This is a genomic window from Aeromonas sp. WP2-W18-CRE-05 (assembly GCF_014168615.1).
Taxonomy (GTDB): Bacteria; Pseudomonadota; Gammaproteobacteria; order Enterobacterales; family Aeromonadaceae; genus Aeromonas; species Aeromonas caviae.
The window spans coordinates 4076943-4089445 of sequence record NZ_AP021917.1; the positions used below are offsets into that span (position 1 = coordinate 4076943).

Sequence of the window (12503 nt, forward strand, 5' to 3'; positions counted from 1 at the left end):
CGGGTCGCCTGAAAAAGAGAAGGGGGCTCAAGGCCCCCTGAGTGTGCTCATCAGAGCACAGGATTTATTGCAAACACAAGCGCCGGCCCTGGCGGGTCATCAGCATCACCAGCGGGGGCAGCAGCAGCCACATGTGCAGGGCCAGCTGGCTCAGGGGATCCGGCATCAGCCAACCGGTGATCCCCACCAGGGCGCCGGAGCCGCTCATCTGGAACAGGCCGAGCAGGGCGGCCGCAGTGCCGGCGCAGTGGCCGAAGGGGGCCAGCGCCATACCGGCGGCGGCGCCCAGGATCATCGCAAAGCCGATGCTGGAGAGGAACACCGGGCCCATCATGGCCAGCGGGTGCGGGATGTGCATGGCCAGGGTCAGGGTGATGGCGGAGAGCAGCACCACCAGCAGGCCGATGCGCAGGGTCCGCCTTGGCCCTACCCGGGCGATGAAGCGCGGGGCCAGGAAGCAGGCCAGGATGTTGAGGGCCGCATTGGCGGTAAACCAGTAGCTGAAGCCACTCATGTCCAGCCCCAGGGTCACCATCAGTTGTACCGGCGCCGCCGTCACGTAGGCGAGGATCACCGCCATCGCCAGCATGCACAGCGCCGCGTTGAACAGGAAGCTCGGGGAGCGCAGCACCGGGCTGTAGCGGGACCAACTGATGAGCGGGCCAGCACTGCTGGTCTCCTCAGGGCGGGTTTCCGGCATCCGCCACAGCAGCCAGCTGCCGACCACGACGGCGTAACCCGCCATGAACCAGAAGTTCGCCGACCAGCCCGCCTTGGCGGTGAGCCAGCCACCCAGCAGGGGCGCCAGTGCGGGGATGAAGCAGATGGCACCGTTCAGATAGGAGATCATCTGACCGCTCTTCTTGGGGCCATAGCTGTCACGGACCACCGAGAAGGCGGCCACAGAGGTGGCGCAGGCCCCGAAGCCTTGCAGCACTCGCGCCAGCATCAGCTCACCCAGGCTGGCGGCAAAGCCGGCTGCCAGGGCGCTCAGGCCGTAGAGCAGCACGCCCCCCAGGGCGATGGGTTTGCGCCCGTAGCGATCGGCCAGCGGCCCCACCAGCAGTTGCCCCAGCCCCATGCTGAACAGGAACCAGGTGATGGTGCCCTGCATCAGGGTCACTTCGGCCCCCAGCTGCTCGGCCATCTGGGGGATGGCAGGCAGATAGATGTCGATGGCCAGCGGGCTGAACAACACCAGGAGTACAAGCAAAAGAATCAATGGCACCAGTCACCTCAAGCCCTAGGAATATCGATTGGGCCGCGAGTCTACTGACTCAGAGTAATGAATTGAAATGGTATTTAATCACTTCGGTTATTCCCTGCTGGAAACATGTATCTCTTCTACCTCTCAGGGGGTGGAACCAGGATCCCCCGTTGGCACCGGATCCCGGGCAATTGGCGCTTTTACTAAACCCCTCCCCCGCATAGAATGCGCAGATTATTTTTGCGGAGGTGTGTGATGAACAAGCTTGTCCTGGCAACAGGGAACCAGAAAAAGGTGAAGGAATTGGCCGCCATGCTGGCCGATATGAAGATCCAGGTGATCCCGCAGAGCGAGTTTGCAGTCTCCGATGCCGACGAGACCGGCACCACCTTCGTCGAGAATGCCATCATCAAGGCCCGCCACGCCGCCCGCGTCACCGGCCTGCCCGCCGTGGCCGACGACTCCGGCCTGGAAGTGGATCTGCTGCACGGCCGCCCCGGCGTCTACTCCGCCCGTTTTGCAGGTAGCGGTGCCAGCGACAAGGAGAACATCGACAAGCTGCTGGCCGAGCTCAAGGGCGCGCCGGATTACCTGAAAAGCGCCCGCTTCTGGTGCGTGCTGGTCTACATGCGCCACGCCGACGATCCCACCCCCATTATCTGCCAGGCCAGCTGGGAGGGGATGATCATCGACGAACCCCGCGGCCAGCACGGCTTTGGCTACGACCCCGTGTTCTTCGTCCCCGACCACGACTGCACCTCGGCCCAGATGCCGGCAGAGCTCAAGAACCAGCTCAGCCACCGTGGCCAGGCCCTGGCCAAGCTCAAAGCGGCCCTGGCGGCGGTCAACTAAAGCGCTGTCTCCCGCCGCGTTGTCATCTACAATGGGGGCCGTCGGCCCCCGTTTCGTTCGCGGCGCCCCGCCCGTTGTCACCGGCAACCAGGGCCACCCGACCCCTTTTGATTGTTGAATACTGGAAATCCCATGCTGCAACTGCCGCCCCTCTCCCTCTATATCCACGTGCCCTGGTGCGTCCAGAAGTGCCCCTACTGCGACTTCAACTCCCACGCCCAGAAGGGGGAGCTGCCCCACCTCGAGTACGTGGCGGCCCTGCTGGAGGATCTGGAGCAGGATCTGCACTGGGCCCAGGGGCGCCCCCTCTCCTCCATCTTTATCGGTGGCGGCACGCCGAGCCTGCTCTCCGTCGACGCCATGCAGGCGCTGCTGGACGGGGTGCGCGCACGCATCGCACTGACCCCGGACTGCGAGATCACCATGGAGGCCAACCCGGGCACGGTGGAGGCGGACAAGTTCGCCGGCTTCCAGCGGGCCGGTATCAACCGCATCTCCATCGGGGTACAGAGCTTCCAGCAGGAGAAATTGACCCGGCTCGGCCGCATCCACGGCCCCGAGGAGGCGCGCAAGGCCGCCGAACTGGCCCACGCCATCGCGCTTCCCACCTTCAACCTGGATCTGATGCACGGCCTGCCGGATCAGAGCCTGGACGATGCGCTCTACGACCTGCAGCAGGCCATCGACTGCACGCCGCCGCACCTCTCCTGGTATCAGCTCACCATAGAGCCGAACACGGCATTCGCCTCCAAGCCCCCCACGTTGCCGGAAGATGACACCCTGTGGGACATCTACGAGCAGGGCCACACCATGCTGACCGCCCGGGGCTATCAGCAGTACGAGATCTCGGCCTATGCCAAAGAGGGGTATCAGTGCCGCCACAACCTCAACTACTGGCGCTTTGGCGACTATCTGGGGATCGGCTGCGGCGCCCACGGCAAGGTGACGGATCTCGCGAGCCAGCAGATCCTGCGCACCGCCAAGGTGAAGCATCCGAAAGGTTATCTGGATCCGAGCCGCCACTATCTGGACAGCCAATGGCAGGTGAGTGCGGACGATCTGCCCCTGGAATACTTCATGAACCGGTTCAGATTGTTTGAACCCGCCCCCAAGGCGGAGTTCGAGGCTTTCACGGGGCTACCGCTGGAGCGGGTAGAGACCATGCTCGCCATCGCCCGGACCAAGGAGCTTATCGAGGATCTTGGCGACAGCTGGCAGCTCACGTCCCTCGGGCATCGCTACCTCAACGTGCTGCTCGAACTCTTTATGGATGAGTGAAAACTTGTTCACGATCTTGCTGCGAAGCCGTGATCAAGGTTCATGCACTGCTCGGAATCCTCACGTATGTCTATACGCTCCGGTTCCTGCGCTGCTCTTCACCTTGCTGACAGCTTCTCGCGACAGGTCGTGAGCCAGTTTTGTAAAACCGTGTTTCTACATAACAATCAGGGCGCCCATGGGCGCCCTGATTGTTTTCGTTACAAGGCGTAGAAACCCGCTCAGCAGCAGACGCTTACCATCTGCTGTTGGCCGGGCTCCCACCGCTTGCCGTGCTTGGCCTTGCGCTGATAGCTGCCCTTGCCCTTCTTGCTCGGCTCGACCCGGGCCTGGAACAGGGGGGAGGTCACCAGTGCCTTGAGGTGGTTGTCCTGAATGATGCCGCGCTGATGTTCGCAGGCGGGTTCGGCGGTGACACAGGTCACCTTCTTCTTGGCCATATGGGCTCCTTGATGGGGTTGCCGTGTTTGCCTGTCGCCCCTGTCTGGAAGGGCTGATGGCGAAAAACGCGCCGATTGTGCACCTCTTGCCTCCCCCGTGCAAGCTGTCAGGCGGGGTGATAGATAACCCGCACCAGGCCGCTTGGCAGCACGGCGCTCGACACCGGTCTCAACCCTGCGGGGAGAGGCCCGGTAAAGAGCGGGATCCCGCCCCCCAGGGTGACCGGTACCCAGAACAGGGTCAGCTCGTCCACCAGGGCCTCCTGCAGACCCTGCCTCACCAGCTCCCCGCCATCCAGATAGAGGTGACGGCTTCCCCCCTGCCACAACTCGTCCAGCACCTGCGCCAGCGCCCCCTGCCTGAACGCGACTCGAGGACGGGGGTCGGCGGGCCTGTGGGTCAGTACCACCAGCGGCTTGTCCCCGTAGGGCCACTCGGGAAAGGCGCTCACGATATCGTAGGTGTTGCGCCCCATCAGCAGGGTGTCCGCCCTCGCCATCAGGGCGCTGTAGCCGGTCTCCTCCGGCCCGTCACCACCATAGGGGGCCAGCCATGCCAGATCGCCCCCCTCCCCGGCGATGAAACCGTCGAGGGAGAGGGCGAGAAAGGCGGAGACCCGGGGCCGGCGCAGCTCAGTGCTCATGGTCGTGGTGCTCGTGGCGGGAAGGGGCGCCGGACTCCAGGGTCTCGAGGATGGCGCAATGCTCCGCCGAGCGCGGGCCGCCGCAGCAGATGTCGGAGAGGGCCTTCAGGTTCTCGCGAAAACGGGTCAGCTCCAGGAGCTTCTGCTCCACCTGTTCGAGCTTGGTGTCAGCCACCGCCTTCACCTCCTGGCAGGTGACCTTGGCCTTGTTGGTGTCCAGGGTGAGCAGCTCGCCGATGTCCGCGAGGGAAAAGCCCACCGACTTGGCGCGGATGATGAACTCCAGCCGCCGCCTGTCCTGCTCCCCGTAGAGGCGATAGCCGGATTCGTTGCGAATGCCCGGCGAGATGAGGCCGTTCTTCTCGTAAAAGCGCAGGGTGTCGGCCTTCACCCCGCACGCCTTGGCCAGTTCACCGATCCGATACATGGTCCTCTCCCCCCGCATGACATTCCCGACATGGTACTCAATATAAACCGGCCTCCACTATCACCTCTTTGCCCGGCGATTGCCAGTCAAAGGCAGGAAAGCAGCAGCTAACCCCTCACTTGCCGGCCATTTATCCCCAAAACACTGAAAAGACAAACGTTTCACAAAAATTCACCAGAAAACGTTTAACGCCGCATCCCACAAGGGTTTGTCTCTTTAAAAAATCCACCACAGGTCACATTTTTTGTGTAGAATACGCGCCCACAAGAGAGCGTCGCGTCAAGCGGGCATTTCCTAAAACGCTTTTGCCAACGGCCGCCCCGGGCGAGAGTGGTTTGCGAAATCCCCCACTTCCATTTATTTGGGGACTCTCTGTGTGTTGAGCCTCGCCTCCCATGGAACGGTCCCCGTTATGCTGAGGACGATAGTGTGATGGAACAAGCTCGACCCATTCGCCGTGCACTGCTGAGTGTGTCTGACAAGACTGGCATCCTGGAATTTGCCAAGGCACTCGACGCGCGTGGTGTGGCCCTGCTCTCCACCGGTGGTACCGCCAAGCTGCTGGCCGATGCGGGCCTGCCGGTGACCGAGGTGTCCGACTACACCGGATTCCCCGAGATGATGGACGGCCGGGTCAAGACCCTGCATCCCAAGGTACACGGCGGCATTCTCGGCCGTCGCGACCGGGATGACGCCATCATGGCCGAGCACGCTATCTCCCCCATCGACATGGTCGTCGTCAACCTCTATCCCTTCGCCGCCACCGTGGCCAAAGCCGGTTGCACCCTGGAAGACGCCGTCGAGAACATCGACATCGGCGGCCCGACCATGGTCCGCTCCGCTGCCAAGAACCACAAAGATGTGGCCATCGTGGTCAAGGCTGCCGACTATGACCGCGTCATCCGCGAGATGGATGGCAACGGTAACAGCCTGAAACTGGCCACCCGTTTCGATCTGGCCATCGCCGCCTTCGAGCACACCGCCGCCTACGATGGCATGATCGCCAACTACTTCGGCACCCTGGTGCCCTCCTACGGCGAAAACAAGGAAGGCGACGAAGAGTCCCGCTTCCCCCGCACCTTCAACAGCCAGTTCATCAAGAAGCAGGACATGCGCTACGGCGAGAACAGCCACCAGGCTGCCGCCTTCTACGCCGAAGAGCAGGCCGCGCCGGGCTCGGTGGCAAGCGCCATCCAGCTGCAGGGCAAGGCCCTCTCCTACAACAACATTGCCGACACCGATGCGGCACTGGAGTGCGTGAAGGAGTTCAGCGAACCGGCCTGCGTCATCGTCAAGCATGCCAACCCCTGCGGCGTCGCCATCGGTGACGACCTGCTGGCAGCCTACGATCGCGCCTACCAGACCGACCCCACCTCGGCCTTTGGCGGCATCATCGCCTTCAACCGCGAACTGGACGGCGAGACCGCCGCGGCCATCGTCGCCCGCCAGTTCGTGGAAGTGATCATCGCCCCCAGCATCAGCCAGGCAGCCCGCGAGGCGGTCGCCGCCAAACAGAACGTGCGCCTGCTGGAGTGCGGCCAGTGGACTGCCCCGGCGCAAGGCTTTGACTTCAAGCGCGTCAACGGCGGCCTGCTGGTGCAGGAGCGCGATCTGGGCATGGTGACGCTGGGGGATCTGACCGTGGTCAGCCAGCGTCAGCCCACCGAGGCCGAGCTGCAGGATCTGCTGTTCTGCTGGAAGGTCGCCAAGTTCGTCAAATCCAACGCCATCGTCTACGCCAAGAACGGCCAGACCATCGGCGTGGGCGCCGGCCAGATGAGCCGCGTCTACTCTGCCAAGATCGCCGGCATCAAGGCCGAGGATGAAGGGCTGACCGTGGCGGGCTCCGTCATGGCCTCCGACGCCTTCTTCCCGTTCCGCGACGGCATCGATGCCGCCGCTGCCGCGGGCATCTCCTGCGTCATCCAGCCAGGTGGCTCGATGCGCGACCAGGAGGTGATCGACGCCGCCAACGAACACGGCGTGTGCATGGTGTTCACCAACATGCGTCATTTCCGTCACTGACAGCCCAGGGCCGCCGATGGCGGCCCTGCCTCTTTAGCACCGGATCCTTTCCACTGGCAGTGCCACCACAACGCCAGTGAACTCAGACAGAAGCGAGCGAGACGATGAAAGTACTGATCATTGGCAACGGCGGCCGTGAACACGCCCTGGCCTGGAAGGCCAAACACTCCCCCTTGGTGACCCAGGTCTTCGTGGCACCGGGCAATGCGGGCACCCAGCTTGAGCCTGGCATCGAGAACGTCGCCATCCAGGCCACCGACATCGAGGGCCTGCTGGCTTTCGCCAAGGCGAACCAGATCGGCCTCACCATCGTCGGACCGGAAGCCCCCCTGGTGAAAGGGGTGGTCGATGCCTTCCGCGCCGCCGATCAGACCATCTTCGGCCCGACCGCCGCCGCCGCCCAGCTGGAAGGCTCCAAGGCCTTCACCAAGGACTTCCTGGCCCGCCACGCCATCCCCACCGCCGATTACCAGAACTTCACCGAGGTGGAGCCGGCGCTGGCCTATCTGCGCGAGAAGGGCGCCCCCATCGTCATCAAGGCCGACGGTCTGGCCGCCGGCAAAGGGGTGATCGTCGCCATGACCCTCGACGAGGCGGAAGCGGCGGTGCGTGACATGCTCTCCGGCAATGCCTTCGGCGATGCTGGCGCCCGGGTGGTGATCGAAGAGTTCCTGGACGGGGAAGAGGCGAGCTTCATCGTCATGGTGGACGGCGAGCACGTGCTGCCCATGGCCACCAGCCAGGATCACAAGCGCGCCTTCGACGGCGACACCGGCCCCAACACCGGCGGCATGGGGGCTTACTCCCCGGCGCCCGTGGTGACCGACGAAGTGCACCAGCGCGTGATGGAACGGGTGATCATGCCGACCGTGCGCGGCATGGCGGCCGAGGGCAACGTCTACACCGGCTTCCTCTACGCCGGCCTGATGATCGATACCGAGGGCAACCCCAAGGTGATCGAGTTCAACTGCCGCTTCGGCGACCCCGAAACCCAGCCCATCATGCTGCGGATGCAGTCCGACCTGGTGGATCTCTGCCTCGCCGCCTGCGCCGGCCAGCTGGATCAGAAGGAAGCCGTCTATGACCCCCGTGCCGCCATCGGCGTGGTGCTGGCAGCGGGTGGCTATCCCGGCGACTACGCCAGCAACCACCCCATCAGCGGTCTGCCGGTGGACGAAGTGGCAGGGGAGAAGGTGTTCCATGCAGGCACCCGCCTGGAAGGACACACCAGCCTGACCCAGGGTGGCCGCGTGCTGTGCGCCACCGCCCTCGGCCACACGGTGCAGGAAGCCCAGCAGCGGGCCTATGCCCTGGCTGGTCGCATCCAGTGGGACGGCATCTTCTATCGCAAGGACATCGGCTGGCGTGCCATCGAGCGCGAGCAGGCCGAATAAGGGCCGGATCCCGATCACTCAAAGGGCCTGCGGGCCCTTTTTTTGTTGCACGGCGTCTGTGCGAGCAGTGGAATCGTCCATGGGTGGTGGCTTTCAAAAACAAAAACACCTGAAAAACTCACCTGACTTTAAAAAACCGATGTGTGATAAAAAATGGCAGCATGATTCACTGCCTGCGGACCCCTTCCCGGGCCAGATGCGCGCCCTTGTATCCCCTGCAGGAGGCGAGATCCGGTGGCCGTTCTCTTTCGGCTACATTCCCACAGCAATCCCCTGCACAATTCGTCACAATTGGTCGCACTTTCTTCATACAATGATCGCCCTTTCATGGCATCATGATGCGTGAAACCGCACTCAAATGAGTGCTATAACAACCTGCAATCTCGTCGTCTCATAAGGAAATCCCATGCTGAAAACTGTGCGTCCCCTGCTGCTGCCCCTGATGTTCGGCCTGATGGCCCTGCCTGCCATGGCCGGCGATCTGGAGCAGCCGATGAAGAAGATCGGCTTCAACTACAAGCAGGCCGTCAAGGCCGACGACGCGGCCACCATGGAGAAATACATCAAGGAGATGAAGGCCCAGCTGGATGTCGCCAAGGGCAAGAACATGCCCGCCGCCAAGAAGGAGAAGTTCCTGGAAGGCATGACCGAAGTGCAGACCGAGCTGGATGCCAGCCTGGCAGCCCTCCAGGCCGGTGACGAAGCCAAGGCGCGCGAGCACCTGGCCAAGGTCAACGACCTGAAGAAGGAGTACCACAAATATGCCAAGCAGAAAGGCTGATCCCTTCCACTGGGATGCTCTGGTGCGCCTCACCCACTGGGGTGTGGCGGCCATCTGTATCGGCAACCTCTGGCTCAACGAGGCGGGCGAGGAGTGGCACGAGCGGATGGGATACGCCGTCATGGTGCTCATCGGCATACGCCTGCTGTGGGGGCTCACCTTCGCTCGCGGCCACGCCCGCCTGCGCGCCCTCATCCCGAGCCGGGAGGATTTTCGCCATCAGGCCGACGCCCTGCGCGAACGGACCCCGCCCACCCCTGGCCATCACGGCAGCGGCAAGCTGGCGGTCTGGGCACTCTGGCTGCTGGTACTCGCCACCGCAGGGACCGGCTGGTTCCAGAACACCGAGACCGGCTTCGATCTGGGGGCGGACGACTGGCACGAGTGGTGCACCTGGGCACTCCAGGGCATGATCGCCCTGCACCTGTGCGCCATCGCCTACACCTCCTGGCGCCAGCGCAGCAACCTGGTCACCCGCATGCTGCCAGGGCGTCGTGCCCGGGCCAGTGCCGGGCAGCAGCAGGAACCCAACGTCTGAACGTTCACGGGGCCCTGCGGGGCCCCTGTTCATCCCCTTCGCTACCCGCTTGACGGGATCTCGCACCGATCTGCCCCCCTCTGCCCCCTCCTGCTGCCACCGAATGGCATGAAAGCATTTTCATTCACATTTCTTAATTAATTCAGCTTGTTCGATTTTCAACCACATCGATTTCATGAATGCTACGGAGCTGAACGAGGTTGTTTGTTGTCCGTTCGACTACACGACAGTGATACGTCAATAACAAGATCGAAGGGAAAATCGTCATGCACAACACACTGTTTCGAACCGCCCTGCTGGCGGCAGCACTCGGCTCTTTCAGCCACACTGCCAGCGCCGAAGGAGTCATGGTTCACCTGTTCCAATGGAAGTTCAACGACATCGCCAACGAGTGCGAGACCGTGCTCGGGCCCAAGGGGTTCGGTGGCGTCCAGATCACCCCACCCGCCGAGCACAAGCAGGGCAGCCAGGTCTGGTGGACAGTCTATCAACCGGTCAGCTTCAAGAATTTCAACAGCTTCGGCGGTAGCGAGGCAGAGCTCAGGAGCATGATCGCCCGCTGCAACGCGGCCGGGGTCAAGGTCTATGCCGACGCCGTCTTCAACCAGCTGGCATCGGGTTCAGGCACCGCCACCGGCGGCGGCAGCTACAACTCGGGGCAATACCAATATCCCCAGTTCGGCTACAACGACTTCCATCACAGCGGCGACATCACCAACTACGGTGACAGCAACAACGTCTGGAACGGCGCCCTCTACGGCATGCCGGACCTCAATACCGGCTCATCCTACGTCCAGGATCAGATCGCCACCTACATGAAGACCCTGCTCGGCTGGGGCGTGGCGGGCTTTCGCATCGATGCGGCCAAGCACATGGCGCCGGCCGATGTGAAGGCCATCCTCGACAAGGCAGGCAGCCCCAGGGCCTACCTGGAGGTGATCGGCGCAGGCGGGGAGTCCTCCGACATTCAGCCGGGCCGCTACACCTACATCGACACCGTCACCGACTTCAAATACGGCACCGATCTCGCCGCCAACTTCAACGGCCAGATCAAGAACCTCAAGACCCTGGGCGAGAGCTGGGGCCTGCTCCCCTCCAACAAGGCCTTCGTCTTCGTGGTCAACCACGACCGCGAACGCGGCCACGGCGGTGGCGGCATGCTCACCTTCATGAGCGGTGCCCGCTACGATCTGGCCAACACCTTCATGATGGCCTGGCCCTATGGCTGGAAGCAGGTGATGTCGGGCTATCGCTTTGAAAACATGGGCACCTATGAAACCGACAAGGGGGCGCCGGGCAGCACGCCCTGCACGGACAGCCAGTGGAACTGCGAACAGCGCCGACCGACCATCATGAACATGGCCCTGTTCCACAACCGGACCGAAGGCCAGCCCGTCAGCAACTGGTGGGACAACGGCAACAACCAGATCGCCTTCAGCCGCGGTGACAAGGGCTTCGTCGCCATCAACAACGAGAGCGGCAGCCTGGTGGCCTCGGTGCAGACCGGCCTGCCGGCCGGCGAGTACTGCAACCTCCTAGGGGGCAATGACTACTGCAGCGGCGGCTATGTCACCGTCGATGGCAGCGGCAAAGCCAGCCTGAACGTCCCCGGCATGAAGGCGGCCGCCATCATCGCCGGTTGCACCAAGGCCAGCCCCTGCGGCGGTTCCGTCCTGCCGGGCAACAAGTTCAGCAGCATGAACCTGCGCGGCACCCACAACGCCTGGGGCAACACCCCCATGACCGTCGATGCCAACCGTGTCTGGTCCGCCACCCTCACCCTGACCGGCAACGGTGACGCCACCGGTGCCCAGCGCTTCAAGTTCGACGTCTTCGGCAACTGGGCCGAGAACTACGGCGACAACGAAGGGGATGGCATCGCCGACAAGGGCAGCAGCAAGGATATCCTGGTCAGCGGGGCGGGCACCTACCGCATCACCCTGAGCGAGAGCGATCTGCGCTACACGGTCACCCCCCTCACCAGCAACCAGGCACCGGTCGCCACCCTCTCTCCCAAAACCCTCAGCATCAAGGCGGGTGAGAGCGTGGTGTTCGACGCTTCCGCTTCCAGCGATGACGGCGGCGTGGTGAGCTACAGCTGGTCCAGCGGGGGCACCGCCGCCACGGAGACAGTCCGGTTCGATACCCCGGGTACCCATACCGTGACGGTCACCGTGACCGATGCGGAAGGGTTGACCGCCAGTGCCAGCGCCACCGTGACCGTCACCGATGACAACGGCACCTTCGCCAGCGTATTGCCCACCCTGAACTTCCGCGGCACCGCCAATGCCTGGGGATCCCTTGCCATGACGCTGGTCGCCGACAACCAGTGGGAGGCTCTCGTCACCTTCGATGGTCAGGCAAACCAGCGCTTCAAGTTCGACGTCAAGGGGGACTGGAGCAAGAACTATGGTGACACCAACAAAGATGGAGTGGCCGAACTGGCCGGCAGTGACATCCTGACCTCGGTCACCGGCCAGTATCGGGTACGCTTCAACGATCAGACCCTGCAATACAGCCTGATTCCGGTGAGCGTCACCTATGCCAAGAATGTCGCCAGCCTCAACATTCGCGGCACCACCAACAACTGGGGCACCACCCCCATGTCCCTGGTCGGGGATCACCTCTGGCAGGCCAGCGTCACCTTCACCGGCAGCGGTGATGGCAACGGCAGCCAGCGCTTCAAGTTCGACGTCAAGGGGGACTGGACCCAGAACTACGGCGACACCAACAAGGATGGCGTGGCCGAGCTGGCCGGGGCAGACATCACCACGGCAGTGGTCGGTGCCTATGTGGTGCGCTTCAACGACCAGACCCTGGCCTACAGCCTGAGCGCCCAGTAAGGCTGGACACACGCCAGGGCCATTGCGCCCCGGTGCCGAACCAGGCCTCCCGCCATCGGCGGGAGGCCTTTTTC

At 63.3% G+C, this 12503-nt stretch carries 12 protein-coding genes; 8 read left to right on the forward strand and 4 right to left on the reverse strand.

Annotated elements, in window-relative coordinates; genetic code table 11:
* Positions 1-64 precede the first annotated feature (64 nt).
* Positions 65-1228 carry a multidrug effflux MFS transporter gene (locus H7R73_RS18990; RefSeq protein WP_029314807.1) on the reverse strand — a complete coding sequence of 388 codons (1164 nt, stop codon included), beginning with the start codon at positions 1226-1228 and terminating at the stop codon, positions 65-67.
* A 234-nt stretch (positions 1229-1462) separates the two neighbouring features.
* Here H7R73_RS18990 and rdgB point away from each other — a divergent pair, with 234 nt between their 5' ends.
* Positions 1463-2059: an RdgB/HAM1 family non-canonical purine NTP pyrophosphatase gene (gene rdgB / locus H7R73_RS18995; RefSeq protein WP_103259563.1), complete on the forward strand. Its 597-nt coding sequence runs from the start codon at positions 1463-1465 to the stop codon at positions 2057-2059.
* 132 nt (positions 2060-2191) lie between these two features.
* Positions 2192-3337, forward strand: a complete 1146-nt coding sequence (hemW, locus tag H7R73_RS19000; protein ID WP_103259562.1) for a radical SAM family heme chaperone HemW — start codon at positions 2192-2194, stop codon at positions 3335-3337.
* A 221-nt stretch (positions 3338-3558) separates the two neighbouring features.
* Here hemW and H7R73_RS19005 read toward each other — a convergent pair whose 3' ends face one another.
* From H7R73_RS19005 to zntR, 3 genes are all read right to left on the reverse strand, one after another.
* On the reverse strand, positions 3559-3777 hold the full coding sequence (locus H7R73_RS19005; RefSeq protein WP_042016330.1) for an alternative ribosome-rescue factor A: 219 nt from the start codon (positions 3775-3777) through the stop codon (positions 3559-3561).
* Between the two features lie 107 nt (positions 3778-3884).
* Complete coding sequence (locus tag H7R73_RS19010; RefSeq protein ID WP_103259561.1) at positions 3885-4421, reverse strand: dihydrofolate reductase family protein; 537 nt, start codon at positions 4419-4421, stop codon at positions 3885-3887.
* On the reverse strand, positions 4411-4848 hold the full coding sequence (gene zntR, locus H7R73_RS19015; RefSeq protein ID WP_041213891.1) for a Zn(2+)-responsive transcriptional regulator: 438 nt from the start codon (positions 4846-4848) through the stop codon (positions 4411-4413). The genes H7R73_RS19010 and zntR overlap by 11 nt, the downstream gene beginning before the upstream one ends.
* Positions 4849-5280: 432 nt before the next feature.
* Here zntR and purH point away from each other — a divergent pair, with 432 nt between their 5' ends.
* The 6 genes from purH to H7R73_RS19045 all read left to right on the forward strand — a co-directional run bounded on the left by purH (position 5281) and on the right by H7R73_RS19045 (position 12429).
* Positions 5281-6873: a bifunctional phosphoribosylaminoimidazolecarboxamide formyltransferase/IMP cyclohydrolase gene (gene purH, locus H7R73_RS19020; RefSeq protein ID WP_182951365.1), complete on the forward strand. Its 1593-nt coding sequence runs from the start codon at positions 5281-5283 to the stop codon at positions 6871-6873.
* Positions 6874-6977: 104 nt separating this feature from the next.
* On the forward strand, positions 6978-8267 hold the full coding sequence (gene purD / locus H7R73_RS19025) for a phosphoribosylamine--glycine ligase (protein WP_103259559.1): 1290 nt from the start codon (positions 6978-6980) through the stop codon (positions 8265-8267).
* A gap of 79 nt (positions 8268-8346) precedes the next feature.
* Positions 8347-8613, forward strand: a complete 267-nt coding sequence (locus H7R73_RS19030; RefSeq protein WP_152610201.1) for a hypothetical protein — start codon at positions 8347-8349, stop codon at positions 8611-8613.
* Between the two features lie 60 nt (positions 8614-8673).
* Positions 8674-9048 (forward strand): cytochrome b562, encoded by a 375-nt coding sequence (locus H7R73_RS19035; protein WP_039040825.1) that lies wholly within the window; start codon positions 8674-8676, stop codon positions 9046-9048.
* Positions 9029-9586, forward strand: coding sequence for a cytochrome b/b6 domain-containing protein (locus H7R73_RS19040; RefSeq protein ID WP_103259558.1), 558 nt, complete (start codon positions 9029-9031; stop codon positions 9584-9586). The genes H7R73_RS19035 and H7R73_RS19040 overlap by 20 nt, the downstream gene beginning before the upstream one ends.
* A 266-nt stretch (positions 9587-9852) precedes the next feature.
* Positions 9853-12429, forward strand: coding sequence for an alpha amylase C-terminal domain-containing protein (locus H7R73_RS19045; RefSeq protein WP_103259557.1), 2577 nt, complete (start codon positions 9853-9855; stop codon positions 12427-12429).
* Positions 12430-12503: the final 74 nt, after the last annotated feature.

What these genes read in the sequence shown, in the direction of transcription:
- rdgB (WP_103259563.1), top strand. Translation starts at nt 1,463, where the DNA reads ATGAACAAGCTTGTCCTGGCAACAGGGAACCAGAAAAAGGTGAAGGAA.
- hemW (WP_103259562.1), top strand. Translation starts at nt 2,192, where the DNA reads ATGCTGCAACTGCCGCCCCTCTCCCTCTATATCCACGTGCCCTGGTGC.
- H7R73_RS19005 (WP_042016330.1), bottom strand. Translation starts at nt 3,777, where the DNA reads ATGGCCAAGAAGAAGGTGACCTGTGTCACCGCCGAACCCGCCTGCGAA.
- H7R73_RS19010 (WP_103259561.1), bottom strand. Translation starts at nt 4,421, where the DNA reads ATGAGCACTGAGCTGCGCCGGCCCCGGGTCTCCGCCTTTCTCGCCCTC.
- zntR (WP_041213891.1), bottom strand. Translation starts at nt 4,848, where the DNA reads ATGTATCGGATCGGTGAACTGGCCAAGGCGTGCGGGGTGAAGGCCGAC.
- purH (WP_182951365.1), top strand. Translation starts at nt 5,281, where the DNA reads ATGGAACAAGCTCGACCCATTCGCCGTGCACTGCTGAGTGTGTCTGAC.
- purD (WP_103259559.1), top strand. Translation starts at nt 6,978, where the DNA reads ATGAAAGTACTGATCATTGGCAACGGCGGCCGTGAACACGCCCTGGCC.
- H7R73_RS19030 (WP_152610201.1), top strand. Translation starts at nt 8,347, where the DNA reads ATGGGTGGTGGCTTTCAAAAACAAAAACACCTGAAAAACTCACCTGAC.
- H7R73_RS19035 (WP_039040825.1), top strand. Translation starts at nt 8,674, where the DNA reads ATGCTGAAAACTGTGCGTCCCCTGCTGCTGCCCCTGATGTTCGGCCTG.
- H7R73_RS19040 (WP_103259558.1), top strand. Translation starts at nt 9,029, where the DNA reads ATGCCAAGCAGAAAGGCTGATCCCTTCCACTGGGATGCTCTGGTGCGC.
- H7R73_RS19045 (WP_103259557.1), top strand. Translation starts at nt 9,853, where the DNA reads ATGCACAACACACTGTTTCGAACCGCCCTGCTGGCGGCAGCACTCGGC.